Here is a 25,491-nt window from a genome sequence, read left to right as displayed (position 1 = left end):
AGCAGTCTGCTCATTGTAAGATAACAATATGGCTAAGTTAAAATTAACTGGGAAAGAGCTACGTAAAATAGGATACCCGGAAGGGCCGGTGATCAGTGTTGCGATCACTGTGATGGAACAATATTATAAACATCATTCTTCTGCTGATGCACTGGCATTGCTTTCAGAGATCCTGGAGGAACCGGCTGCATTCATTAATAATGAACAGCTTTCTAAGATTGCTGAGAAATTGATAGTTCCCGTTTCTGATGAGATTGCGCTTTTGCCTGCGCCGACGGATTATGCGGTGTATGGGAGCGAGTTCATTGAGGAAGGTGCGATCCGGCAGATGAATTATGCCATGCGATTGCCGGTTACAGCGGCAGGGGCTTTGATGCCGGATGCGCATCAGGGTTATGGATTGCCGATCGGAGGTGTGCTGGCTGTTCGTGATGCAGTGATCCCTTATGGGGTTGGTGTGGACATTGGATGCCGGATGTGTTTGAGTATCCTGGATATTCCTTCCGCGGAATTGGAGAAAAAGGCTTCTGTGTTTAAAAGGGAGTTAATAGATGGAACTGTGTTTGGCGCCGGAGGTTCGTGGAAACAGATGCTGGAAGATGAGGTGCTGGAAGACCCGGCGTTTTCTGAAATCGGGTTGTTGCGGCATTTGCATGCGAAGGCGGTGGCGCAGTTGAGTACTTCTGGTTCCGGTAACCACTTTGTGGAATGGGGGCTGGTGGATGTTACTGATCTTCCTGGTCTTTCGCCGGGGCGGTATTTGGGATTGTTGTCGCACTCCGGGTCAAGAGGGCTTGGGGCGCAGATTGCAGGGTATTATACTAAGCTGGCGCAGGAGATCTGTACTTTGCCACGGGAGGTGCAGCACCTTGCATGGTTGGGGTTAGATACTGAAGAGGGGCAGGAATACTGGATTGCGATGAACCTTGCGGGGGATTATGCTTCTGCTTGTCATCATCAGATCCATAAACGTTTGATCAAGGCGGTTGGAGGGTCGTTGCTTGCACGGGTGGAGAATCATCACAACTTTGCCTGGAAGGAGACCCATAACGGCGAGGAGTTGATTGTGCATCGGAAAGGAGCTACACCTGCGGGATCCGGGGTGCTGGGAGTTATTCCTGGATCCATGACTGCGCCTGGGTTTATTGTCCGGGGGCGTGGGGAGGCTGCTTCTTTGGATTCTGCTTCTCATGGAGCGGGGCGGCAGATGAGCCGGTCTAAGGCTACGCAGTCTTTTACTGCTTCCGGGTTGGCTAAGTTGCTTTCTGAGCAGAAGGTGAAATTGATTGGTGGAGGGTTGGATGAGGCGCCTGGGGCTTACAAAGATATCGCCCAGGTGATGAAGGCACAGGTTGACCTTGTGGATGTGGTGGGGAAGTTTTATCCTAAGATTGTGCGGATGGCGGATGGTTCCGGGCCTCGTGAAGACTAATCTCCCCTCCGCTGCAACAAACATGTAAAATTTTTAAGCGAAAAAACTGGGACAATAATTACAGGATGCTGTACGGGCAGTTTTCGCTTAAAAATTTTACATGCTTGTTTCCGCTCTGAGGATATAGGTTTTTTGGGGTTTTGGGTATAGTTTGCCTATACAAATAGCCTATCTTGAGCCTATGTCGAGCCTATGTGAGGTATGCTCTTTGTATACTTTGCTCCTATCGCTTTAATCCTTTTAAAAAGGCCTCAGTCAAAAACTGAGGCCTTTTTTTATACTCTGATGTATATTCTCTTTTTGTCCATCCATAGGCCTAAGAGCCAGAATAGCAAAACGTGGAAGATGGCGAAGGCTAGGGAGCCGCCATAATTTCCTAAGGTGGATTGGAAAACGTTGGTGTAGAGCCAGCCGTAGAAGTTCTGGTCGCCGATCCTGATCAGGCCGTAAATCCTTACGAGTACGCCGGACATTACATAAATGAACAAAGGATTTTTGCCGAAGACTTCGAAGAAGTAAGTGCCGCGTTTCCAGCCTTCTAATTCTATTAAATGGATCAATGCGGTGAGTATGATGGTAGCGATGCCTACTGTGTAAAGGGTGTAGGAGCTGGTCCAGATCTTTTTGTTGATGGGGAATACGGTACCCCATAACAGGCCGAGGCTTACTAAGATGACGCCTATGGCCAGGAGCTTGTAGAGCATTTCGTAGTTTTTGCCTTTTTGCTGGATGAAGCGGCCTATCAGGTAACCGAATACCACATTGCCGATGGCGGGGAGGGTGCTTAAGAGTCCTTCTGGTTCAAATGGTACACCTTCTCCTTTATACATATGGTCTTCGCCTATGATCAGTTTATCTATTTGTAATCCTATGTGATCGTTCAGGCTGTAAGGATCCGGGCCTCCGTAATACCACATGATCCACCAATAAAGCAATAATATGATGCTGGTGGCTATCAGGGCGCCTTTGGGTTTGAGGTAATGGATCAATAGTGCGGCTATGCCATAACATAAGGCGATCCTTTGCAGTACGCCAAAGATGCGGAGCTTTTCTATTGTTTTGAATACTACGTTGCCGTCTCCGTCATACCTGATAAAGGGGAACCAGCTGAGTAGTACGCCTATAATGAAGATGAGGAAGGTGCGTTTGAAGATCTTTCCCAGTACGGCTGCGTTGCTCATGGTTTCGAACTTCTTCATGGCAAAGCTCATGGCGTTGCCTACAGCGAAGAGGAAGAAAGGGAATACGAGGTCTGTTGGCGTGCAGCCATGCCACTGGGCATGCGCTAAAGGCGGTAAAACGTAACTCCAGCTGCCGGGATTATTCACCAGGATCATTCCGGCAACGGTGAGGCCGCGGAAGACATCCAGGGATAGGAAACGCTGATTTTGGTTCATATAGTAAGGTCGGGTTTATCTCTAAAGCTAATAAAATTTGAATTAGCTGTTAGGGATAAACCTGATTTACTTCTGTGTGAGGGGCTGTGGTTTTGCCGCGCAGCAGAGGGCGGTGTTTTTTTTCTTTTTGGAGGAAGGTGGCTGTTTTTGCCTTTTTCATCCAGTATGGTAGTGCTTTTTGTTGGAGGAAGAGGCTTTGCTTGCCTTTTCATCCAAGTAAGGCGGTGTTTTTTTTGGAGGAGAGGACTCTTTTTGGGAGTGTTCAATCCTTTCTACTCACTCAGCTCCAGCCAGCGCATGCCTTTTTCATCTAATAACCTGATCACTTCTCCTATACGCAGGGAGGCTTTTTCGATCTCGCTGTAAGGGATGCTGCCGTCTGCGAGTTTGGTATCCAGTTCGGCTTTCTCTTTTTCGAGGGCGGCGATCTCTTTATCTAAAGTTTCCAGTTCATGCTTTTCTTTGAAGGAGAGCTTACGGGCTGGTGCTGCTGTTGTTGCTGGTGGTGGTGGTGCAGCGGCAGCGGCTGGTTTGGGTGGCTCGATGGTTTTAATCTTTTCCTGGTCCCTTTCCCATTCGCGGTATTGGGAATAGTTGCCGGGGAAGTCCCGCACTACACCATCTCCCTCAAATACAAAGAGGTGATCTACGAGTTTGTCCATAAAGTACCTATCATGGCTCACGATGATGATACAGCCCTGGTAGTTTTGCAGGAAATCTTCCAGGATGTTCAGGGTCGGCAGGTCCAGATCGTTGGTGGGTTCATCCAATACCAGGAAGTTGGGATTGCGGAACAATATGGATAATAAATGCAGGCGGCGTTTTTCTCCACCGCTGAGCTTAGAGATATATGTGTATTGTTTTTCCGGGGGGAAGAGGAACAGTTCCAGGAATTTAGCGGCGCTTACTTTTGTGCCATCTGCCAGGGGGAAGTTTTCGGCGATGTTCTTTACGAACTCAATGATGCGCATGTCTTCCTTTATAAGGAGGCCGGACTGGTTGTAATTTCCAAATACAACTGTTTCTCCTACGTTGATCTTTCCGGAATCCGCTTGTTCTGTGCCCAGCAGCATATTCAGAAAGGTGGATTTGCCTACGCCATTCTTTCCTACCACGCCAATGCGTTCTCCTTTTTTGAAGGTATAATCGAAGCCTTTGAGGATCTGGAGATCGCCATAGGCTTTGTTCACTTTCTTGAGTTCTAATATTTTTCCGCCCAGGCGGGTCATTTTTACGTTGAGCTCCAGCTGTTGCTGTTCTATGCGTTTGGCGGCTCTTTCCTGTACTTCGTAAAAAGCGTCCTGGCGGGATTTGGATTTGGTGGTACGGGCTTTGGGCTGTTTGCGCATCCATTCCAGTTCCTTGCGGTAGGTGTTGCGTGCTTTTTCTGTACTGGCTTTGTCCATTTCCTCTCTGGCCGCCTTCTTTTCCAGGTAGTTGGCGTAGTCTCCTTTGTAAGTATAGAGGATGCTATTGTCCAGTTCCAGGATCTCATTACATACATTATCCAGGAAATAGCGGTCGTGCGTTACGAGGAGCAGGGTTACTTTTTCCTGGTCCAGGTAGTTTTCCAGCCATTCTATCATGCTAACATCCAGATGGTTGGTAGGCTCATCCATGATAAGGAGGGTGTGCTGGTGTTCAAATCCTATGTCTATCAGCACTTTGGCGAGAGATACCCTTTTTTGCTGGCCGCCGGAGAGTTTGCCTACGGGTTGTTCCAGGTGGTGGATATTCAGTTTGCCGAGGATCTGTTTCACTTTGGCATCAAAGTGCCAGGCGTTGAGATCGTCCATTTTGGCGATGGCGTCCGTGAGGGCGTCCATATCTGGTTCCGCATCATCGTCTGTAAGGAGCTCATATTCCTTGATAGCGTTGAGGATGGGATGTGAATGATCGAAGATATTTTCAATAATGGATTTGTCCAGGTTGAAGTTATGGGTCTGTTCCAGCATAACAACCGTAACGCCTTTATGGATCCATACTTTACCGTCATCATAGGTTTCTTTACCGGAAAGGATCCTGAGGAGCGTAGATTTGCCTGTGCCATTGAGGGCCACCAGGGCTATTTTATCACCTTCTTCAATATGAAAAGAAATATTCTCAAAAAGGGGGGTGATACCGTAAGATTTGGTCAACCCTTCCACCGTTACATAATGCATGGTGCGAAGTTAACCTGTTTTGTGAAAAATGGGTTTTTTCAATTATTTTTTCGTATATTCATAAAGGAAAATTATCAGAGGACCGTATACTATGAATACTGAAGGATTGAGCTACAAAGACGAACCTTATTTGAATATCCAAAAAATTCTTAATAGATATAAAAGCTGAAACGTAATGCAGATTGCGTGTATGCTTCCTGTGATATTGATAGGCCGGGAATTGGAAGGAGGATGCACTTCATTCCATGAATTTGCCCCCCTTTAGACACGGCCTTTATCCATGTATGGTATCCCCTTATTTCCTGAAGGATAAGACGCCTCCCCTGAGATTGGGAGGCGTTTGTTTTTTTGTATGGGAGGATATTTCTCTGTTTCTGAAAGGGAGATGTATTTGTTTGTATCATGTGCGTTAAGTGCAAAAATAAAACGCCCCTGGTCAGGAGGCGTTTGTTTTGGTTAATAAAGTGCAGCGCCTGGGCGCTTAAGATGGCATAGCGCGCATTGGCGCTAAATAATTAGATCAGTTCACGTTTTCAACTTTTCTCATAACCTTGGAAATAGCCAGACAGGTTACGATCAGAATGATCATGGATGCGAAATGTGGAATTAGCCCCGCCATAGTATATTAATTTAAAATTCCCTCGATGTTACTAATTTACGAAAAATTAGTGTAGGTGTTACACCATACATTCGTGGGATTTTTGGGCAGGGGATTACTGTTGTTTGTCTCCGCTTATGGACTATTTGTATGAGAAGTGATTAAAAATCATAATATAGTTGACGGAAAGAACTTCGGAATCCGAATGAAAAGATGAATTCTCTTTTTGTTTCGAGGCTGTTGCTTTCCTGGCGCCTGGCCGCGGATACTTCCAACCGCAAATTATATTTAGGATTGAGCACATAGGCAATGGATCCCTGGCCGTAGAAGAAATCAGTTTTCAGGCCCTGTCCTATTTTGTTATCATATTCTTTTGCGCGGGTTTCGTAGGATTTAAATATGTCCTGGCCATAATTCGTTTGATTATCCGGGTCCAGGCCGTATTGAGCAAAAGTCAGCTGCCCTCTTACAAACCAGCGTTTATAAGTATAGGATGCGATGCCTAATACTTCTTTGAAGTTGGAACCCATTGGATGTGCGAGTGATTGGTTATAGTGTGCATAATTACCTTGTGTATTCCGGAAGGAATAAGTATATGGCCTTACTATATTCAATTCTCCCTGGAGGTCCAGTTCAGGCACTTTAAATAGGTCGAACGTGCGGAATCCCAGTTGTGTAGACCATTTATTGGCCCACCATCCGTCACCCTTGAATATTTCTTTCAGCTTGAATTCATCCAGCATGAGCTGGCCATAGAGTGTTGTTTTGGGGAGAAGTTTGTATTTAATGTTCATTCCTACCATGGCATTATCTGAAGAACCTGCAGAATATTCAGCAGGGCGTAGGAAGATGATTGGATTCATGTATGTCCAGTCAAAACCTCTTTTACGGCCGGCGGAGTCGGAATCTGGCCAGATAACGGCATCAAATAATCCGATGGTTAATTTTTTAGATGCGTTCCAGTCCAGGAAATGGAATACGCCCCATTTTTTTGCATAACCTACTTCAGCCTGCGCCTGCACAAAGCTTTTACTGGAAAGGTCCATGAATTGCGCCCACATAGAGGTATACTGGAATTGCCCAAGGGTACCTGTTATTTTGAGATATGGATAACTAAATCCGATATCGGATAATAGGAGGGAGCGATATCCATCTCCAATAAAATTATTGTTACCGTAACCCAAAGTAAAGCTCAGATATTTGCTTGGCCTGTATGAAAGCAGTGCATTAACATAGGCGAAATCATAGCTTTTACCGAGCCTGTCACTATATTTTATTTCTCCCTGACCGGGTATTACCCTTCGTTTTGCTACAAAGCTATCGATGTATACAGGAAATACACCCTGGTTCTCATAGAAAGAAGTTTCAAAATAGAAATTCTTTCCAATGTTAGCCTGTACCCTTGCGCCACGGGTATTCAACCATAATGTTTTATCTCTGTTACTTCTGCCGATTTGGAAATCCGGCATAAAATCTACAAACACGTTAAAGTCCGGTTCACGGAATTCAAAAAGATGTTCCTTGAAGAGTTTGCGATGGAACCAGCTGCGTTTAGTTGTATCAGTGTTTGTGTACATGGCGCTGGTATCCTCGTGGAGGATGGTTTTGAAAGCGGTATGATGATTAACTGAATCGAGATATAATTCCCGTATATTCTGGGAATGATACGGAACAATCACTGGAGTTTTTTCCTGTGCAAGTGAGGGGATAGCGAGCAGCAGTGCTGCGGCCATCGGGATGAATTGCTTCATTCAATGGTAGTTTGGTCAATGGAATGGCAAAAATTGTGCCTTTAAGCGGAACAAATATAAGGGAATGAACGAGACAGGGGCTTATGTAGTTTTAAAACAACATATGTTTAATGACAAGATTTTTAGTTAACTTCTATTATTTTTTAAGAATGTTCGAGCACTTTCACCCCATTAAAATCTGTCGCACAAATGAAAAAAATCGCATTTTTCATTCTTCGTATCCTTGAAATATTGCTAGCTCCTTTTTTATGGTTATTTATTCTATGGTGTAAAGTGATCAGGCGTGTTGGTTCTAAACATGCACCGGTGAGTGAAAAACTGTTTATGAAGGAAGGGATCTTTCCTTTAACGGATCACTATTATGAACCACTGATCAATCCGGCCAAATATTTAAATCCGGCATTAAGAGAAAACCGTAACCTGACGGGTATTGATCTAAATGATCAGGGGCAGCTTAATCTGCTTCAGCGTTTCAATTACAATGAAGAATTGTTATCGTTTCCCGAAAAGAAAAGAAATGAGTTGGAATATGCCTATGATAATGATAGTTTCAAGAGTGGAGATGCTGAGTATTTATTTAGCATGGTAAGGCATTTTAAGCCAAACAGGATAATTGAGATCGGAAGTGGTAACTCTACATTGCTGGTTGCCGCTGCTATCAAGCGGAATAGCCAGGAGAGCGGGGATTATAAATGTGCTCATATCTGTATTGAACCTTATGAGCAACCCTGGTTGGAGAAACTGGATGCTGAGATTATAAGGAAGAGGGTGGAGGAAATTGATCTGGATTTTTTTGGCACTTTGAAGGAGAATGATATTTTATTCATTGATTCTTCTCACATCATCCGTCCGCAAGGGGATGTATTGTTTGAATATTTGACGTTATTACCTACTTTAAATAAGGGAGTGATCGTTCATGTGCATGACATCTTTACTCCTAATGATTACCTCCATGAATGGATCTTTACAAGGCATTTATTCTGGAATGAACAATACCTGCTGGAAGCATTCCTTTCTTTTAACAGCAAGTTTGAGGTGATTGGCGCAGTGAATTATCTGAGTCATCATTACAAGGAGGCGTTTTCCGAAAAATGTCCTGCATTTGCGAGAGAGCAAAACAGGGAGCCCGGATCATTCTGGATGCGAAGGGTTTAAACAGAAAGGCCTGTACTACGGGTAATAGTAGTACAGGCCTATTGAAAAATGCTGCAATTAGTAAGAGGAAGTAATAATATTGAATACTTCTTTCAGTTGAATTGGCGGAGCTGTGTTAATATCAACCGGGTTTTGAGTATCAATTAAATAACCAATGCCATCGTGCTCTCCATTTTTTATTGCCACGAAGGCCACATCATCTTTGAATCTTGTGATTTTTTGTCCATCGGTGGAGATAATATTTGTGCTTTCAGTAATTTCAGCCGGGTAAATCAATTCTACAAAAAGGCTATTTCCACGATTATCTATTTTAAATATTTCGTTACCATCCTGTTCTGCTTTGAATGAAGCGAGTTTCTTTTCCGCTATAGCTGCCTGTTCATTATTTTGAAACTGGATCAGAAAATCCCTGGACATCCGGGGTAAAACAGTCTCAAAGGAGATGTTTAACTTTTTAAGGAAGTTAGCATGTTCTTTTAGCCTCCAATAGAAAGTGAGGTGTTTATGTGGTTTTTGATGGAGCCCCGTAGCAATGATCAATCTTGCCTTTGTGGCCAGTAGCTCTCCGATTATATTATCATACTCCTTCAGTATTATTAACAAAGGATCCTGGTCCGCGGGGCAATACCAGTCTGGATTTTTAAACTCTCCATCATAGGAGGAGGAATTAAACATATAATGGTGTTGCAGGTGTGCGCCGGTATTTAAGAACAGGGAGGAAAAATCAGGTTGAGATGCTTTCCAGTTATGGATAAATACGTCTCCCAGCAGCTTATCGAGAATAACGGACTTCGCGCTTTTCAGGCTTTTAATTTTGCTTGCATAAGCGAAGTAGCTGCCATACTTGCTAAAAGGCACATATTTGATGAGACCCAGCGACATGTTAACCAAAGAACTGACAGTAAGTTTGGATTGCGCATTATCATTAACAGCCTGTGAAACCGCGAGGGATAATTTTTTTAGGAGGGAAGGGCCTTCTGCCTTTGTTTTAGTCCAGGGATCAGGAACAAAAAAGACGGCATTCTGTAGGCGGTTATCCGCATTGAAGGGAGAAACTGCTGCTACTTTAGCACCTTTTTTTTCTATTATTTCCCAGATCTGGGTAAGATCCTTTCTATCAACGATATCTCCTAATCTGAATACTTTATGCTCATCATAAGTTTTACCTGTATGAACAGTTACCCATTGTATCCATGGTTCAAGCAATTCATAAGTATTTTCAGACAGCGTTGAAGTATAGCCATACTTTGTGAAAAGTGTTTTGAAATTCCTGAGTTCTCCTTTACTGATATATGTTTGAATAAAATCGAAATTCAATTCATTAAGGCCAAGCAATATAATTTTACTTTTCATATTATTAGGTTCTTTTCTTGTACAGATATATTAAAAGTCCTTTAAATGCATGGATGATGTGGTTGATCTTGCTTTTGGTACCTCTGCCGTACGCGTGCCAGATCGTAACCTCTGGGAAATATACATTTTTGTGATGCACTAATAACCTGCGGGTTAATTCTGCATCTTCAAAGTAGAGGAAGATCCTATCATCAAATCCACCGGCAATGTTTACAGCATTTGTTCTTAAAAACATAAAACAGCCAGACAAAAACGGAATATTTTCCTGCAGGGTATTGTGGTCAAAATCAGGAGATTCATATTTGTTCAGTTTCTTCCTGAATAAGCCATGTAATCTGCCAGGCACTACTCTTTTGATCAGTATGGTACTTAAGGTAGGTGTTCCTCTGCAAAGTAGTTGGGGAGATCCATCAGGATATTCAACTTTGGGCATTAAATGCGCATATTGTTTATTCCTTTCCATGAAATCAAAAATCCTTTCCAGAACATTTTCACCGAAGTAAACATCAGCATTTAGAATCAGGTGATATTTACTTTTTCCTTCGAAGGCCTTAATACCCAGGTTATGGCCTGCCCCAAAACCGGTATTTTCCCTATTGTGAATATACCTAATTTTTTGATTATCTATATAATTCGGAGAATTAGGTATCTCTGAGTTATCTATTAATAATATTTCCATATCAAGCGTACATAAGGAGAGTGACGCAAGACATGCTTTAAGGGTTTCTTCGGGGGTATGATAAAGTACGATGGAGACAGAAAGGTCCAATAGCCGGCCTGTTATCCTTTGCGTATCGATATCTTTTGTATTTAAAGGTTGAAAACCCATTAGTTGTTTGATTTCCAGTAATTTAACAAAAATCCGACTATTTTATGCAGTTTCATACCAATTTTGAGCTGCGGCTTCTTTGTAGACTGCGCTTACCCCATCGGACAGCTCTACCTGGTGCTTCCAGCCGAATCCATGTAATTTAGAAACATCCATTAATTTCCTGGGTGTACCATCCGGTTTACTGCTGTCAAATACAATATCACCGGGGTATTCAGTAACTTTTTTGATAAGGTTGGCCAATTCCAGAATAGAAATATCGCTGCCCGTTCCAATATTGATCAAACCTGCTTCATTATAATGCTGCATTAGATAGAAGCAGGCATCCGCCATATCATTCACGTGCAAAAACTCCCGTTTAGGTGTTCCGGATCCCCAGATACTAACGGAAGGGTTGTTGTTTATTTTGGCATCGTGGAATTTGCGCAATAGTGCGGGAAGAACATGTGAATTTTGAAGATTGTAATTATCATTAGGCCCGTACAGATTAGTAGGCATTACTGAAATGTAATTACAATTATATTGAGCACGGTATGCGTCACAGAGTTTTATGCCTGCTATTTTGGCAATGGCATAGGGTTCGTTGGTTTCCTCGAGAAGTCCTGTAAGCAGATATTCTTCCTTCATGGGTTGTGGGGCCAATTTAGGATAGATACAGGAGGAGCCTAAAAACATTAATTTCTTAACGTTGTTCCTGTATGCCTGATGGATGACATTGTTCTGAATCATGAGGTTGTCGTACAGGAATTCGCCTCTATAGGTGTTGTTGGCTAAGATACCTCCTACTTTAGCTGCTGCGAGAAAAACAAAATCGGGTTTTTCCTGTTCAAAGAAAGCAGTTACGGCAGTTTGATCTCTTAAATCCAATTCCGAAGAGCTCCGGGTAACGATATGCTGAAATCCTTCTTTTTCCAGCCGTCTTTTAATAGCAGAGCCAACCATTCCACGATGACCTGCGATATATATTTTATCCTGATGTTGCATAATTATTCAAACTGATTTAAGACTTTGTACCCGGCATCTTTCAGCAATTTTTCTCTTTGAAACAGTTCCACATCCGCGGCTACCATTTCTTTTACCAAAGCCGGCAGATCATAGGAGGGTACCCATCCCAGTTTGGTTTTTGCTTTTGTGGGATCGCCGATGAGTAATTCCACTTCTGTAGGCCTGAAGTATCTTGGGTCAATGAGTACCACTTCCTCTCCTACTTTAAGAGGACAGCTTTCATTACTTACGCTTTTTACGATACCTTTTTCGTCTATTCCTGTTCCTGTATAAACTATTTCAACGCCTACTTCAGCAAAGGCCATTGTAATAAAGTCGCGAACGGTTGTAGTAACGCCAGTTGCGATAACAAAGTCTTCCGGTTTATCCTGCTGAAGGATCAGCCACATTGCCTCTACATAATCTTTTGCGTGCCCCCAATCCCTTTTTGCATCCAGATTGCCCATGTACAATTTGCTTTGCAGGCCAATTGACATTTTTGCAATTCCGCGGGTTATTTTACGGGTTACAAATGTTTCTCCTCTCAGCGGGCTTTCATGATTGAAAAGTATTCCATTACAAGCGAACATATTATAGGCTTCCCTGTAATTGACGGTGATCCAGTAAGCATACATTTTTGCTACTGCATAGGGAGAGCGGGGATAAAATGGTGTTTTTTCTGATTGGGGCACTTCCTGAACCAGCCCATATAATTCAGAAGTAGAGGCCTGGTAAATCCTTGTTTTCTGCGTTAATCCCAATAATCTCACCGCCTCGAGTAAACGGAGTGTTCCAACACCATCTACATCAGCGGTATATTCAGGTGCTTCAAAACTTACCTGAACATGGCTCATTGCACCAAGATTATAAATTTCATCCGGCTGAACTTCCTGTATGATGCGTATAAGATTGGTAGAGTCAGATAAATCGCCATAATGAAGTTTGAACTTCACGTTTATTTCATGAGGATCCTGGTATAAGTAATCAATCCTATCTGTGTTAAACAAGGAACTCCTCCTTTTTATACCGTGCACTTCATATCCTTTTTTCAATAATAATTCTGCAAGATATGCCCCATCCTGGCCAGTGACACCTGTAATTAAAGCTTTCTTCATTTCACCTCTTTTAGGGTAAGTATATATGTTACTATTTATATGTTTAAATGCGGACGGGTCTAATTTACCATTAATTCATCGGTTCCTAAACCAGTGCTTCATTTTCGGCTGTAAAACTATTTATTTTATTTGTTATATAGGCGGTAAAATTCCAAACATGGTAGTTACCCGGTATATCCGGAAGATAATTAAAACCAGGCCTAAAGAAATAAAAAAGAATAGGTTAAACATATGTAGAAAATTGTTTTTTGATAGAGGTTTTAGCTGCGCGTCAAAAGCGAGGAGCAGAAGCACTACGTAAGTAAAAGTTACGATCCGGGTAGATACCATGGCCATGGGAAGTGTAAGAAAGGCGGCAACCATGAAAATATAATAGACCTTTGTCCAGCTGCCTTTTGTAATCTGGTACACTTTCCGGAAGAAGTAATAGAATGCAGCAAGGGTGACTAATTCTGCGAGAATGCCCAGAAAGCTGAGATCGAAGTTCAGATAGCTATAGTATACCACCAATTTGGCGCTTGCTATTTTATAGAGCACCAATACACCTACAAGGCTGATGAGTATAACAATGTAAGTTGTGAATTTTCCAAACCTGTTTTTCCAGCCTAATAATATGGGGGTAAGCGAGCTATGGAAAAGCGGAAGGAAGAAGATGCCAATGCCCTGCCGGAAGAATGTGAAACATAAGAGGAGGAAAATTCCAAACCCTGTTCTTAAGTTAATGGCATGTGCAAAGGGTAATATGCCTATGGTAAAGAAGGCTAGCCAGAATATAGGCAGTTTGCATTTTTTTATAACGAACCATCCTTCTGTTATGGCTATCAGGAAGCAAAATAGGAATAACAATGTAAAGTGAAAGGAAACGGGGGTTAATCCTATTATAGAGAATATGAGCATGGAGCCGGGTTCGAAAGCATCTCCTTCCTTGATATCTCCATTTATTACGTTAAGATAGGCAACAATGTCTCCGTCTATTTCTATGGATTGCAGGAATAGCGTTCTTAGTAAAAAGAACGCTATCATTATGAAAAGCGCATAGAACAAATAGACGATGTTCCTCATGAGTTAATTTAATTCTAAAGAATAGCTGCTCTTACTTTCCTGGAAAAGAACCAGAATATCACATTCGTTAATAATAAACTGACGGCGGCAGCGATTGCAATGCCCAGAATACCCCAGAAGTGGTTTCCGGCAAAGATGAGCAGTACCATGGTAATAAAACCTATCAGGCTTCTTCTCATCGTAAAGAAACCTCCGTTCAAATAAGTATTGATCTGACCAAAAGCCATACCAACGGAATTTACAACGATTGTTATACCCAGAATAATGCCTTCAATCTTAAGGTTACTCAGGTCTCTTTTAAAGAGGATCTCTCCGATCAGTTCAAATGAAAAAATATAGATAAGATACAAGAGCATTCCTAAAGAACCTATGATGATCAAACATTTCCTTGCTTTCCGCCTGAATTCCTGTTTGGAAAGTGAGGCGGCATCGTGGAGCTGAAACAGGATCTTTTCTGCAAACAAGCTGCTGGGTACAATGAAGAGGGCAACAATGGAGGAGATCAGTGCATATTTACTGAAAATCTCCTTTCCAATGAGCACGGATACGGATAACTGATCAAACCTGGATATGAGAACGAGCAGAATGCCGTTAAAATATAAGCCGGATGAAATTTTACCGATCTTCACTGCTTTTCTGATATTATAAACGATCTGCTGCCATGTTATAGTAAATCCTTTAAAGTAGCGGATAGAAACTATGAGGGACAATACCAGCATTTCAATTATTTCTACAAAGATCTTGGGATAAATAGCTCCCCAAATGTATATAATTATTGATTTGATGATCAGGAAAAGCAGCATTGTATACACCATTACCCAATTACCTTTTGATTCATAGCTCAGGGAATGATGAATAAATTCCAGGGAAAGGACCTGAGTAATGACCATGGGTATGGCGCCACATAAAATAATGGTGATATCCCGGGTTGATGAGTGGCCGATCACCAGATAAAGGCACATGAAGAGGTATATTCCCAAGGTGATAAGGCATCTGAGGATGCTGACATTAAAATACAGGTTCCTCCCCAGGGTATAGTTCTTAAAGCCAAATTTCAGTAAGGCTGCGGGAGATGGAAATGCGATAATTGCACCGATGAGGGTTTGAATGATGGTGATCTGCTGAACGAGCATAAAATCATCATTCACAAAAAAGCGAGAACATAAGAACAGGCTTAGTAGTCCTCCTGCAATTCTAATCGTTCTATCAGCCAGAACACTACTTATACGCATTTCTTAGTTTTGTTTTGAGAACCCTTACGGGGAATTTTGTTATCTCGAACAGTGCAAAAACCGTCATTAATGGTGTTAATTTGGGTTTTTCCATAGAGATCAATGCGCAGGCCCTCAGGAAAGAGGAAGACATTTTAAAAAGTGATTTGGTTAGCCCTGCATGGCCTATTGCAAATTTAAATCCGTAAGAATAAGGAAGGTCAATTTTGACGATCTTAAACCCACCGGCAAGTGCTTCTATTGATAACTTAAAATCGTCGCAGCGCCTTAACCGTTCATCGAATTTGAGTGGCAAGTCCTTTTTCATTAAAAGGGTAACCGGCGAGAGGTTCTTTCTTAAAACATCGCGATAACTAATATGGAGAACCTGATCCGGATTTACGGAAGACGGAACTTCTCCGGGGAAGGATTCACTATATTCTGTATAAAGCAGATCGCATTGCAGGTCTTCTATCATTTTTACCTGTACGGCCAATTTGTTTTTCACCCATGCATCGTCCGCATCCAGGAAAGCTATATACTCATTTGCAGCAATGGACTTTCCCTGGTTCCTTGCGGAGGGAGCGCCTTTATTCATTCCCTGGTCAGCGATAATCACTTTAAATGGAAATTGAGCAGGGTTTATATGCAAAACTGCTTTTTTCAATGGTTCACTTCCATCGTCCACGATGATCACTTCTCCCGGCATATATGTTTGATCGGCAAGCGACTGCATAGCCTTAAGGATTGTATTGTCTGCATTATAATAAGGTATAATTACCGATACCGTATTTTTGCTATTTTCCATTTAAATAATTCAATTTGATGTGCTAAAGAAACCAATAGCTTATTGGAATGATTATTCTTTCTGATACTATTATTTTCAAGAAGAATAGCTTTATTGGAACTAGCTCCGCCCATATAAAAATCAATCATTACCTTATCGGAAAATATGCCGTTATATTTTTTAACGAGCCGCAGGATGAAATCATAATCAGCTGCGTACCGGTATTTTTCATTGAAGCCTCCCAGTTCATCAAACACCGTTTTTTTTACCATCAATCCGGGATGGGGGAGCGGCATTCTCCAAAAGAAGGTATTATGGGCGGGAATAATATTGAACGGGACCCAGTTGATGGTTTTATTGTTGTAGATCATTTTAACGCCACAGCTGAAATAATCTTTATCCTGAATGAGTGAGGTAAAAGTTTGCAGGTAATTCATTTTCATGGTATCATCTGCATTCAGAAAGGTGATATATTTTCCGGAGGCATAGGTGGCGCCTTTGTTCATAGCATTATAAATGCCTTTGTCTTTTTCACTGATCCAATAATCAACAACCTGTTCATATTGCCTGATGATCTTTACTGTATTATCACGGGAAGCGCCATCTACTATGATATATTCAATCTCCGGGGTTTTTTGTTCCGCGACACTTTTTATTGTTCTTTCTATGGAAGCTTCTCCGTTGAATACAACTGTTATAACTGTCACCAAAGGGTTTTTCTGATGCACAGCATTCATTCTTAATCCGCCCTCCAGTTTATTAAGATCCATTGTTTTATTATTTGTTATTTGATAAGCCTATTTTCTTCAGTAATAACCGTGTATTGCGGCGGATGAACCTTTTAGCCCGCAGGATTGTTCCGAATTTCATATCTCTTTTTACCCAGATAGGGAAGTCATTTAATTCTGCCCAATCTCCTGAGGTAAAATATTCATTTGAAAATAATTCAGATACACCAAACTTTTTGCAAAGGATGGAATAGATGCCCTGATCGTGCCGGTGATCAACAAAGCCCGGTAAATTAGGGACTTTGGAGGGGGCGTCACTGATCAGGTCAAAGTTTGTAGTAAAGGCATGGATCCAATCTTCAACAAATTTAACCGTTTCGGGGCTTTTTCTGATAAAAGTTATCCCTGCTTCATACTGAACGGAGTGTGTAAAATCTGGTTTATCCAGCACGTTAAAGTAATTGAATACGTCTCCCTTATTGTATTTGTATTCAAAGTTTTCGTAGAAGGTTTCGTTACCAATGGCAGTGTCTTTACTTTTTGATTTAAAGGCCAGGATGCCATTGGGGGAGTTATGAGCGATATTAAAATATTCTTCTAATCTTTTTTTTCCGTTTTTATTGAGGTGGCAACCGGTGTCTGTATATTGTACCACATCTCCGTCGTTTAATTTTCTTAAGGTCTGAAGTATCACCTGGGGTTTCCAGGACCAGAAGCCATAACCTCTTGAGCCGGGATATAGATGATCACGGAAGCGTTCCCTGAAAGCGGGGTCCAGCTGTGTTTCATCAAATATATTGATGATGTTGTACACTTCCATTTCCTCAGCCTGCTGTTTGATGCGGTTCAGGCTTTTTCGTAATCTGGAATCGCTAAAGGTGCAAAACGCTTTTTTATAATTGTTCATAGCTGTTTATTTTGCTCCCAATCATTTTTAATTTCCTCCCTGATGTTTTGATAGACCTGTGCGGCATTTCCCCGTTTTTTTTCCCATTTATAAACAAAGGACATCATTTGATAGGTAATAAATGCAAATGCCAGCATAATGCCATCCCATCCATACATAAAAGATCTTTTGATGAATGTTAACCTGAAGAATGCATTTAAAACCTGCTTAAACTGAACTTTCAGATCTTCCTTTTCGGCTCCGATGGCTTCTCCTCTCCAATACCTCAGATGCCGTTCCATCATGATATCTACATTCTCATGTGTGAGATGATACATGCAGTATTTGGTGCTTTCCGGCATGGTGTAAGAGCTTCCTTCGAATTTTAAAGCAGCGTGAACATCAGCTTTATCTACTCTCAACCTGGATTTACGGAATACCATTGGGCAAACTTTGCTAAACCAGGGAGATCCTTTTATGTCCAGCCCCAGTACAAACCTTCTATGAGGAATGTTGATGATATCATGCTTAAAATCCGGTTGCCGGATCAGCTTAAGGATATCTTCTGCCAAACCAGGGTGGAGTACATCGCTGGCGGTAAACCTGATCAGCCAATCCCCTTTGCATTGTTCCATCATAACATCCCATTCGCCCGGGTTATATGCGCTGGAATTATCCATGTAGAAGATCCTGACTTTGTCTCCGAATTGTTTAGCGATCTCAACAGTTCTATCGGAGCTTCTTTTATCAAGCAGTACTATTTCATCGCACCATTGCAACGATATGAGTGCATGTTCTATTCGTTTTTCCTCGTTAAAGACAGGAATGAAAGCAGAGATCAGCATAATGAGAATCAGATGTTTCAGGCAGCAACGACTTACTATTTAATACTGCTTAAATATTTTTCTATGATTTGAATGATATAGTCGTAATGAGCTTCATGCAAGCCAGGCCATACTCCTAACCAGAAAGACTGATTCATGATCGTGTCTGTATTGGTCAAAGTATTGTATACCCTGTGAGCCGTATTGCGGTAAGCTGGCTGTTTCAGGAGATTTCCTCCAAAAAGCAACCTTGTTCCGATCTTATTTTCTTCCAGGAATTGAACGAGTTCGTTCCTGTTGACAGGTGAACTGTCTTTGATCGTAATTAAAAAACCGAACCAGCTTGGATTGGAGTCCGGTGTTTTTTCCGGGAGAATGAAATGGTCTTTAAAGCGCTCTAATTTTTTATATAACAGGTCATGGTTTTCCCTTCTTCTCTGCACAAAATGGTCTGCTTTTTTCAACTGGCTTAAACCAATTGCGGCCTGCATGTCTGTAGCTTTCAGATTGAATCCGATATGTGAATAGGTGTATTTATGGTCATAGCCTTCCGGGAGATCACCCAATTGCTGACAAAACCTTTCACCACAGGTATTGTCTTTTCCGGGAGGGCACCAGCAATCTCTTCCCCAATCGCGGAAGCTTTCCACAATTTTTTTAAGTTTGGCATTGTTAACGAGAACGGCACCACCTTCGCCCATTGTTATATGGTGTGCGGGATAAAATGAGAGGGTGGCGAGATCTCCAAAGGTGCCTGTTTTTTTGCCCTGATAGGTTGCACCGAGGGAATCACAATCATCTTCGATCACCCACAGGTTATATTTTTTAGCGACACGCATTACTTCCTCCAGGTTAAATGGATTTCCGAGTGTGTGTGCTATCATGATGGCGGATGTTTTATCTGTGATAGCTCCTTCGATGTCCTCTGCTTTGATGTTGTATGTAGGGATATCAATATCAAGGAATACGGGTACGCATCCAAACTGGATTAATGGATTAACTGTTGTAGGAAAGCCAGCTGCCACGGTAATGATCTCGTCTCCTGGTTTTATGGCATCTTCACCCAGCTTAGGTGATGTTAAAGCATAAAAGGCGAGGAGATTGGCTGAAGAGCCGGAATTTACAAGGAATGAAAATCTGGCACCAAAATATCTTGCAAGCTCTCTTTCAAAACTATCAGCGAACCTGCCGGCTGTTAACCAGCCATCGAGCATGGAATCAACGCCTAGTAAAATATCTTCTTCATCCATTATTTTTCCTGTAACGGGGATGTAATGTTCCCCCGGAATAATTTCTCTTTTTACTTTTGCTCTTGCAATACTGGCGAGTGACTCTTTCAGTTGCGGATCAGAAATGTTTTGAAAATTAAATGACATGATTATTAATTAAATTCTATCTATTATATAAATCAGGTTCCTTCCATATCAATAGGCTTCGAAAACGGTTCCATTTCAGTAATGGGTTTGCCGAAAGCGAGTTTAGGATAAGTGTTGGTATGAGGATCTATCATAACCTGGAGTAATACTGGTTTCCCATTATTTTCTCCTTCCCATAACCACTTTACGGCATCGTTAATTTCGCTTTCTTCTGTTATTGTTTTTGCGCTTATGTTATAAGCCTCAGCCACTTTTGCAAAATCGGGCGCACTGTAGCCCCAGAATGTGGACTGGTATCTTGATTCAAAATAGGAATCCTGGAACTGCCTTATCATTCCAAGGTTCCTGTTATTCATTACAATAATTTTAACAGGTAGTTCATTTCTGAACAGCGTTTGCAGTTCCTGGATGTTGATCTGCAGGCTGCCGTCTCCTGAGATCAGGACAACTGGTGCTTTATTTGCGGCAAAGCTGGCTCCTATTGCTGCGGGCAAGCCAAAACCCATTGCGCCCATGCCTGCTGAGGTAAGGAATGATTGGCCTGCCGATAACTCAAGTGATTGTGCAGCCCACATCTGGTGGCAGCCCACATCTGTGAGGTAGGCGCTGGTTTCCTGTGATAAACCTGACAGAAGGTGCATGAACAGGTTAGGATTGATGCCAGGTGTAGTTACTTCTTTGGTATCAGGCCATTTTTGTTTTAATGCGGCAATATATCCGTTCCATTCAACGGGGGCCTGGAAGGAGGTTGTTTGATTGTGAGAAATGAAGGCGTTGAAGAATTGTTTAACGTCTGCGAGAATGGGTATACAACCTTTTACCCTGTTATTGATCTCTCCCTCTTCACAATCAATATGATATATTAACCTGTTCTCAAAGTATTTTGTATCTGCTCCTGTCTGTCGGATATCCAGCCTGCTACCAGCAACGATGAGCAGATCGCACTCGCCTAATGCAATATTTGCCCATCTGTTGCCATAACTTCCAATAAAACCCACCCTTGCCGGCAGGTTATATGGAACAGCGTCTAAAGCCAGCAAAGAGCTTACCACCGGCAGATTGGTTTTTTCAATGAATTTTAAAAGTTCAACATCTGCAAATGCAGCTTTTACGCCTCTTCCAACGAGTAAAAGCGGCCGTTTGGCTTTTTGAATATCCGCCGTAAGTTTTGAAAGCTGGTTTTTATCTACCGGTGGCAGTTTACCGGTAGACGGTGTTCCGTTTTCAAGGATGATTTCATCAGGAAGGGCAACGCGCTGAAGGTCCATGGGAATATCTATCAAAACGGGACCGGGTCTTCCTTCTGTTGCAATTTTAAATGCACTAATAAGTGTAGCAGGAATATCATCTCCGTTTTCAACTTTGAAGCATGCTTTGGTAATGGGTCTGGCCATTGCGATAATATCTGTTTCCTGGAAACCGAGCTGGCGTATATTCCTGTCGCCTTTTTGTTCATGGCGGTTCACCTGACCAGTAATAAATACGGCCGGAGAGGAATCGAAATAACAACTTCCAATGCCTGTTAAAAGATTTGTAGCACCAGGGCCACTGGTAGCCAGTGCAACTCCGGGAACGCCAGTAATCCTACCATAGGCATCAGCTGCGAAGGACGCAGATTGTTCATGGTGAACAGTGATGATCTTAATGGAGGTTTTCAGACTTATGGAATCCAGGATATGTGTGATCATTCCTCCTGACAGTTCAAAAACGTGTTTTACGTTTTTGGCTTCCAGATATTTTGCTATATAATCAGATGCCTTCATTTCATTTCCGTTTTATATTTCCTGCGATAGAAATCTATGGTTTGAATCAGGGCAGTTTCAAATGCCGTGATATTAAAGCTTCCTATTTTACTTTCGAATTTTTCAATATCTCCCTGTACATGCATTGGTTGCTGATCCCGATATGGAACTGCTCCAAAATTAAGGAGGCAGGGTAATCCCAATTGCATTTTTATTTTTTCAACAAGATCCCGCAACTTTATTGCGTTGTTGGAGGAAATGTTGTAGATCCCTGCATCTCCGTTGTGCTGCAAGATCTTTTCCACCACATTCACAAGGTCCTTTACATATAAATAGGCGTATGCCTGCATGCCTGGTGTAAGGTCTACTTTTCCTGTGGTGATTATTTTTTTAATTACTGATGGGATCAGCCAGTTTTCATTTTCACCTTCTCCGAAGAAAGAAAATAATCTGAGCCAATACCAGTTCACCTGGTGTTGGTTTCCAAATGTCTGCAGGATCTGAGAGCAGGCTGTTTTAACGGCTCCATAGGCTGTTGTGGGAATGGCCGGGTCATCTTCTTTCATGATTCCGGATATATTTCCATATTCTGCCTGTGAGCCTAATGCGATTATTTTTTTTACGTTACCTGCAACGGCCAGTTCCATGACCTCATAAAGGAAACCGATGTTCTGCAATTGTAATTTCCAATCATTCCGTTCTGCTGCTTCCACACCAATCCAGGCGGCATGGATAATAACATCCGGCTGAAAACGGGCTACTTCATTTTGCCAGTTTTCTGCCATGTTCACCCAGTGGACCCTCTGACGAATAGCAGCATTTATTCTGCTGAGATCAGATGTATGTCTTTTTAGTGCGCATATATCATGTTTTTGAGCGATTCCCTGCACAATTGTTGCTCCTAAAAAGCCGGTTGCTCCAGTTACAAAGATCCTACTCATCAAAAAAATCAGTTATTTGTTTAGCTGTCAGGCTGATCAATGCACCCGGATCTGTATAATATGTTTTGTACCAGTTTATTGTTTGGCTTACTGCTTTATGGGCATTCATTACTGGTTTCCATCCCAGTTCAGCGGCGGCTTTATTAATATCCAGTTTTAATAAACCTGCTTCATGTAGTGTGTGAGCAGGCGGTTCATCTAACTGAAAATCTCCATTGCCCCAGCAATCTATGGCAATTTTCACCATTTGCGCAACGGAGAGGGCATCATCTACATGGGGGCCCAGATTATAGGCTGTAGAAAAAAGTTCCGGCTGCTCCGTGAGTTTTTCGCCAATTTTCAAATAACCTGCCAGCGGTTCCAGCACATGCTGCCATGGCCTTACTGAATGAGGGTTTCGAATGATCACCTTTTGGTTATTTCCTAATGCCCTGGCAATGTCTGGCAACAATCGGTCTTTTGCCCAGTCGCCACCTCCGATCACATTTCCGGCTCTTCCTACGGCTATGCCTTTCTGGTGCTGACTATAATTTCTAATATTAAAGAAGGAGTTCCTGTAAGAGTCAATCACCAGTTCTGCGCATGCTTTGCTTGCACTATAGGGGTCATATCCTCCTAAACGGTCATTTTCCCTGTATGGATAGATCCATTCATTGTTATGATAAACTTTATCTGTAGTGATGAGGATTACCTGGCAGGGTTTATTCAATAATCTTACGGCATCCAATACGTTGGCAGTGCCGATGGCATTCACTTCAAAAGTTTCAGCGGGGATATCATAAGATAGCCGCACTAAGGGTTGTGCGGCGAGATGGAAAATAAAATCAGGTTGAAAATCAATAATACTTTGCGTTAATTCCTTTTTGTTACGCAGGTCATTAATTATTGAGTCGCACAATTGGGGACCATTCAATATATTGAATGCATCATTTTCATGAAGAGGGCTTAATGCATATCCTCTGATCTCAGCACCGGCCATGCTTAGTATTTTAAGCAGCCAGGCGCCTTTAAACCCAGTATGGCCTGTTATGAAAACTTTCTTATCCTTATATATACGGGCTATATTTTTCAGCATCTCACCATTTTTTCCATTGTGCTGTATTATTATTCCAGCTTTCTTCTAATTCTATTTTATCTCTGAGGGTATCCATTGGCTTCCAGAAACCATCATGTTTGAAAGCAGCCATTTTCCCTTCGTGCGCTATATTCTCTATGGGTTCTCTTTCCCATATGGTACTATCATCTTTAATGTAGTTAAAAATATCCTGCTCACAAACAAAAAAACCTCCGTTTACCCAGTGGCCATCCCCTTTAGGTTTTTCCATGAATGATATAACTTTATCATTATCAATGTTTAATGCGCCGAATTTTCCAGATGGTTGTACTGCTGTTACCGTCAGGGAAGGTTTGTTCTTTTGGTGGAAATCCACGAGCGCTTTGATATCAATATCTGCAACGCCGTCTCCATACGTTAACATAAATGGCTGGCCATCTGTATATTTTTGAATTCTTTTGACCCTTCCGCCTGTCATAGAATCTTTACCCGTTTCTACCAGGGTAATTTTCCAGGGTTCTGCCTGTGAGTCATGAATCTTTAATGAATTGTCGTTCAGGTCAATCGTAACGTCTGCCTGATGGAGGAAGTAGTTGGCAAAGTATTCTTTGATCACATATCCTTTATAACCCAGGCAGACTATGAAATCATTATACCCATAACTGGAGTATATTTTCATGATATGCCATAATATGGGCATACCGCCAATTTCAACCATTGGTTTTGGTTTAATTGAAGTTTCTTCGGATAAACGTGTTCCCAGACCTCCAGCAAGAATTACAACTTTCATATTTTTTAGTTTTTTTAAAGTCTGCTATCGACAATAGCTCTGTCTAAAATTCCTTTAGAATCAAATATAATGGCATTTTTATTAGCCTTTAACATGTCATAATCAAGGGTTTTGAATTCCTCGTGTGCCACTGCCAAGATAATAGCCTGATATTTTCGAATTAACCGGGGAATTAAATTAATCCCGTATTGAGATTCAATTTCACCGATGTGCGCGTGTGGATCATATACTTCTACATCCAGGCCAAATTGAATGAGTTCTTTATAAATATCAATGACCCTTGAATTGCGGACATCCGGGCAATTTTCTTTAAAGGTCATTCCCAGGATGAGGGCTTTTGCGCCATCAATTTTGTGCCCACTCCTGATCAATAGTTTTACTACTTTATTTGCAACGAACATCCCCATATTATCATTGACCCTTCTTCCGGAGAGGATCACTTGTGGATGGTAGCCCAGTGATTCTGCTTTGTGTGTTAAATAATATGGGTCTACTCCTATACAGTGGCCGCCTACAAGACCGGGTTTGAATTTAAGGAAGTTCCATTTTGTAGACGCTGCTTCTATTACATCATTGGTATCTATCCCCATACGGTCAAAGATAAGCGCGAGTTCATTCACAAAACTGATGTTAATGTCTCTTTGTGCATTTTCAATAGCTTTGGAGGCTTCTGCCACTTTGATATTTGGAGCTTTATGTGTACCGGCGGTTATGATGCTTTTATAGAGTTCATCTATACGATCTGCAATTTCCGGCGTTGATCCGGAAGTAACTTTTATTATTTTGGCGAGGGTATTGATCTTATCTCCGGGATTGATCCGTTCAGGGGAATAACCGCAGAAAAAATCGCTATTGTATTTTAGTCCTGAGTATTTTTCCAGTATGGGTACGCAATCTTCTTCTGTACATCCCGGATAAACGGTTGATTCATAGATCACGATATCTCCTTTTTTAAGGACTTTGCTTATTGTTTCTGATGCATGAAGCAAGGGTTGCAGGTTGGGAGCTTTGAATTGATCAATGGGTGTTGGAACGGTAACGATATAGACGTTATAATTTTTCAGTGTGGTAACATCATCGGAGAATTCCAGACCAATACTTGTATTTTCTTTGTTGGTTTTTTTTATTACATGCCTCATTTCCTTCAGATCCGCCTCTTTGGTATGGTCTTCTCCATTGCATAGCTCTTTTATCCGATCTTTGTTGATATCGAAGCCCAGAACGTCATATTTTTTCCCAAATTCAATGGCCAGGGGTAAGCCTACATAACCAAGGCCGATAATGGCTATTTTAATAGGAGATGGCATTTGTCGA

21 protein-coding genes are annotated in these 25,491 nt (G+C 41.9%); 2 read left to right on the top strand and 19 right to left on the bottom strand.

What is annotated here, in order from left to right:
* The first annotated feature begins 28 nt into the window (after positions 1 to 28).
* Complete coding sequence (locus tag AAHN97_RS22990) at positions 29 to 1,432, top strand: RtcB family protein (RefSeq protein ID WP_343304455.1); 1,404 nt, start codon at positions 29 to 31, stop codon at positions 1,430 to 1,432.
* A gap of 275 nt (positions 1,433 to 1,707) precedes the next feature.
* Here the strand turns inward: AAHN97_RS22990 and AAHN97_RS22985 are convergent, their stop codons facing one another.
* From AAHN97_RS22985 to AAHN97_RS22975, 3 genes are all read right to left on the bottom strand, one after another.
* The gene (locus AAHN97_RS22985; protein WP_343304453.1) at positions 1,708 to 2,829 is read right to left on the bottom strand and encodes an acyltransferase family protein; all 1,122 of its coding nucleotides are present in this window, start codon (positions 2,827 to 2,829) and stop codon (positions 1,708 to 1,710) included.
* Positions 2,830 to 3,101: 272 nt separating this feature from the next.
* On the bottom strand, positions 3,102 to 4,991 hold the full coding sequence (locus tag AAHN97_RS22980; RefSeq protein ID WP_343304452.1) for an ABC-F family ATP-binding cassette domain-containing protein: 1,890 nt from the start codon (positions 4,989 to 4,991) through the stop codon (positions 3,102 to 3,104).
* Between the two features lie 759 nt (positions 4,992 to 5,750).
* Positions 5,751 to 7,340 (bottom strand): hypothetical protein, encoded by a 1,590-nt coding sequence (locus AAHN97_RS22975; RefSeq protein ID WP_343304451.1) that lies wholly within the window; start codon positions 7,338 to 7,340, stop codon positions 5,751 to 5,753.
* Between the two features lie 189 nt (positions 7,341 to 7,529).
* Between AAHN97_RS22975 and AAHN97_RS22970 the strand changes: the two genes are divergently transcribed.
* Complete coding sequence (locus tag AAHN97_RS22970) at positions 7,530 to 8,495, top strand: class I SAM-dependent methyltransferase (protein WP_343304450.1); 966 nt, start codon at positions 7,530 to 7,532, stop codon at positions 8,493 to 8,495.
* Between the two features lie 57 nt (positions 8,496 to 8,552).
* On the opposite strand, the gene AAHN97_RS22965 is transcribed toward AAHN97_RS22970, so the two are convergent.
* The 16 genes from AAHN97_RS22965 to AAHN97_RS22890 form a co-directional block, all read right to left on the bottom strand.
* Positions 8,553 to 9,848 (bottom strand): hypothetical protein, encoded by a 1,296-nt coding sequence (locus AAHN97_RS22965; RefSeq protein WP_343304449.1) that lies wholly within the window; start codon positions 9,846 to 9,848, stop codon positions 8,553 to 8,555.
* A 4-nt stretch (positions 9,849 to 9,852) separates the two neighbouring features.
* A complete protein-coding gene (locus AAHN97_RS22960; RefSeq protein ID WP_343304448.1) occupies positions 9,853 to 10,677 on the bottom strand; it encodes a glycosyltransferase family 2 protein in 825 nt (274 codons plus the stop codon).
* Positions 10,678 to 10,719: 42 nt separating this feature from the next.
* Positions 10,720 to 11,661, bottom strand: coding sequence for a GDP-L-fucose synthase (gene fcl / locus AAHN97_RS22955; RefSeq protein WP_343304447.1), 942 nt, complete (start codon positions 11,659 to 11,661; stop codon positions 10,720 to 10,722).
* Positions 11,662 to 11,663: 2 nt separating this feature from the next.
* On the bottom strand, positions 11,664 to 12,776 hold the full coding sequence (gene gmd / locus AAHN97_RS22950) for a GDP-mannose 4,6-dehydratase (RefSeq protein ID WP_343304446.1): 1,113 nt from the start codon (positions 12,774 to 12,776) through the stop codon (positions 11,664 to 11,666).
* Positions 12,777 to 12,908: 132 nt separating this feature from the next.
* Positions 12,909 to 13,838, bottom strand: a complete 930-nt coding sequence (locus tag AAHN97_RS22945) for a hypothetical protein (protein WP_343304445.1) — start codon at positions 13,836 to 13,838, stop codon at positions 12,909 to 12,911.
* A gap of 14 nt (positions 13,839 to 13,852) precedes the next feature.
* Entirely contained in the window at positions 13,853 to 14,971 is a 1,119-nt protein-coding gene (locus tag AAHN97_RS22940) for a hypothetical protein (protein WP_343304444.1), read from the bottom strand.
* 85 nt (positions 14,972 to 15,056) lie between these two features.
* Positions 15,057 to 15,785, bottom strand: a complete 729-nt coding sequence (locus AAHN97_RS22935; RefSeq protein ID WP_343304443.1) for a glycosyltransferase family 2 protein — start codon at positions 15,783 to 15,785, stop codon at positions 15,057 to 15,059.
* A 41-nt stretch (positions 15,786 to 15,826) separates the two neighbouring features.
* Entirely contained in the window at positions 15,827 to 16,606 is a 780-nt protein-coding gene (locus AAHN97_RS22930) for a glycosyltransferase family 2 protein (RefSeq protein ID WP_343304442.1), read from the bottom strand.
* A 7-nt stretch (positions 16,607 to 16,613) separates the two neighbouring features.
* Positions 16,614 to 17,471 (bottom strand): hypothetical protein, encoded by an 858-nt coding sequence (locus AAHN97_RS22925; protein WP_343304441.1) that lies wholly within the window; start codon positions 17,469 to 17,471, stop codon positions 16,614 to 16,616.
* Positions 17,468 to 18,295, bottom strand: a complete 828-nt coding sequence (locus tag AAHN97_RS22920; RefSeq protein WP_343304440.1) for a glycosyltransferase family 2 protein — start codon at positions 18,293 to 18,295, stop codon at positions 17,468 to 17,470. The genes AAHN97_RS22925 and AAHN97_RS22920 overlap by 4 nt, the downstream gene beginning before the upstream one ends.
* 35 nt (positions 18,296 to 18,330) lie before the next feature.
* Entirely contained in the window at positions 18,331 to 19,650 is a 1,320-nt protein-coding gene (rfbH, locus tag AAHN97_RS22915; protein ID WP_343304439.1) for a lipopolysaccharide biosynthesis protein RfbH, read from the bottom strand.
* A gap of 32 nt (positions 19,651 to 19,682) precedes the next feature.
* Positions 19,683 to 21,413 carry a thiamine pyrophosphate-binding protein gene (locus AAHN97_RS22910; protein ID WP_343304437.1) on the bottom strand — a complete coding sequence of 577 codons (1,731 nt, stop codon included), beginning with the start codon at positions 21,411 to 21,413 and terminating at the stop codon, positions 19,683 to 19,685.
* Entirely contained in the window at positions 21,410 to 22,333 is a 924-nt protein-coding gene (locus AAHN97_RS22905) for an NAD-dependent epimerase/dehydratase family protein (RefSeq protein WP_343304436.1), read from the bottom strand. Before AAHN97_RS22905 ends, AAHN97_RS22910 begins: the two co-directional genes overlap by 4 nt.
* Entirely contained in the window at positions 22,326 to 23,408 is a 1,083-nt protein-coding gene (gene rfbG / locus AAHN97_RS22900) for a CDP-glucose 4,6-dehydratase (protein ID WP_343304435.1), read from the bottom strand. Before rfbG ends, AAHN97_RS22905 begins: the two co-directional genes overlap by 8 nt.
* A gap of 1 nt (position 23,409) precedes the next feature.
* A complete protein-coding gene (gene rfbF, locus AAHN97_RS22895) occupies positions 23,410 to 24,177 on the bottom strand; it encodes a glucose-1-phosphate cytidylyltransferase (protein ID WP_343304434.1) in 768 nt (255 codons plus the stop codon).
* Between the two features lie 14 nt (positions 24,178 to 24,191).
* The gene (locus AAHN97_RS22890; protein WP_343304433.1) at positions 24,192 to 25,484 is read right to left on the bottom strand and encodes a nucleotide sugar dehydrogenase; all 1,293 of its coding nucleotides are present in this window, start codon (positions 25,482 to 25,484) and stop codon (positions 24,192 to 24,194) included.
* Positions 25,485 to 25,491: the final 7 nt, after the last annotated feature.

Origin of the sequence: Chitinophaga niabensis (assembly GCF_039545795.1) — a bacterium.
GTDB classification, from domain to species: Bacteria; Bacteroidota; Bacteroidia; order Chitinophagales; family Chitinophagaceae; genus Chitinophaga; species Chitinophaga niabensis_B.
Note: the sequence above shows the minus strand (reverse complement) of the source record. Positions and strands in the feature narration are given on the sequence as shown.

Excerpts from the sequence above, each read along its gene's own strand:
- AAHN97_RS22965 (WP_343304449.1), bottom strand. The coding sequence starts at position 9,848 with ATGAAAAGTAAAATTATATTGCTTGGCCTTAATGAATTGAATTTCGAT.
- AAHN97_RS22920 (WP_343304440.1), bottom strand. The coding sequence starts at position 18,295 with ATGCTGATCTCTGCTTTCATTCCTGTCTTTAACGAGGAAAAACGAATA.
- gmd (WP_343304446.1), bottom strand. The coding sequence starts at position 12,776 with ATGAAGAAAGCTTTAATTACAGGTGTCACTGGCCAGGATGGGGCATAT.
- AAHN97_RS22990 (WP_343304455.1), top strand. The coding sequence starts at position 29 with ATGGCTAAGTTAAAATTAACTGGGAAAGAGCTACGTAAAATAGGATAC.
- AAHN97_RS22930 (WP_343304442.1), bottom strand. The coding sequence starts at position 16,606 with ATGGATCTTAATAAACTGGAGGGCGGATTAAGAATGAATGCTGTGCAT.
- rfbG (WP_343304435.1), bottom strand. The coding sequence starts at position 23,408 with ATGCTGAAAAATATAGCCCGTATATATAAGGATAAGAAAGTTTTCATA.
- AAHN97_RS22925 (WP_343304441.1), bottom strand. The coding sequence starts at position 17,471 with ATGAACAATTATAAAAAAGCGTTTTGCACCTTTAGCGATTCCAGATTA.
- AAHN97_RS22890 (WP_343304433.1), bottom strand. The coding sequence starts at position 25,484 with ATGCCATCTCCTATTAAAATAGCCATTATCGGCCTTGGTTATGTAGGC.
- rfbF (WP_343304434.1), bottom strand. The coding sequence starts at position 24,177 with ATGAAAGTTGTAATTCTTGCTGGAGGTCTGGGAACACGTTTATCCGAA.
- AAHN97_RS22975 (WP_343304451.1), bottom strand. The coding sequence starts at position 7,340 with ATGAAGCAATTCATCCCGATGGCCGCAGCACTGCTGCTCGCTATCCCC.
- AAHN97_RS22970 (WP_343304450.1), top strand. The coding sequence starts at position 7,530 with ATGAAAAAAATCGCATTTTTCATTCTTCGTATCCTTGAAATATTGCTA.
- AAHN97_RS22945 (WP_343304445.1), bottom strand. The coding sequence starts at position 13,838 with ATGAGGAACATCGTCTATTTGTTCTATGCGCTTTTCATAATGATAGCG.
- AAHN97_RS22960 (WP_343304448.1), bottom strand. The coding sequence starts at position 10,677 with ATGGGTTTTCAACCTTTAAATACAAAAGATATCGATACGCAAAGGATA.
- AAHN97_RS22980 (WP_343304452.1), bottom strand. The coding sequence starts at position 4,991 with ATGCATTATGTAACGGTGGAAGGGTTGACCAAATCTTACGGTATCACC.
- fcl (WP_343304447.1), bottom strand. The coding sequence starts at position 11,661 with ATGCAACATCAGGATAAAATATATATCGCAGGTCATCGTGGAATGGTT.
- rfbH (WP_343304439.1), bottom strand. The coding sequence starts at position 19,650 with ATGTCATTTAATTTTCAAAACATTTCTGATCCGCAACTGAAAGAGTCA.
- AAHN97_RS22940 (WP_343304444.1), bottom strand. The coding sequence starts at position 14,971 with ATGCTCGTTCAGCAGATCACCATCATTCAAACCCTCATCGGTGCAATT.
- AAHN97_RS22935 (WP_343304443.1), bottom strand. The coding sequence starts at position 15,785 with ATGCAGTCGCTTGCCGATCAAACATATATGCCGGGAGAAGTGATCATC.
- AAHN97_RS22910 (WP_343304437.1), bottom strand. The coding sequence starts at position 21,413 with ATGAAGGCATCTGATTATATAGCAAAATATCTGGAAGCCAAAAACGTA.
- AAHN97_RS22905 (WP_343304436.1), bottom strand. The coding sequence starts at position 22,333 with ATGAGTAGGATCTTTGTAACTGGAGCAACCGGCTTTTTAGGAGCAACA.
- AAHN97_RS22985 (WP_343304453.1), bottom strand. The coding sequence starts at position 2,829 with ATGAACCAAAATCAGCGTTTCCTATCCCTGGATGTCTTCCGCGGCCTC.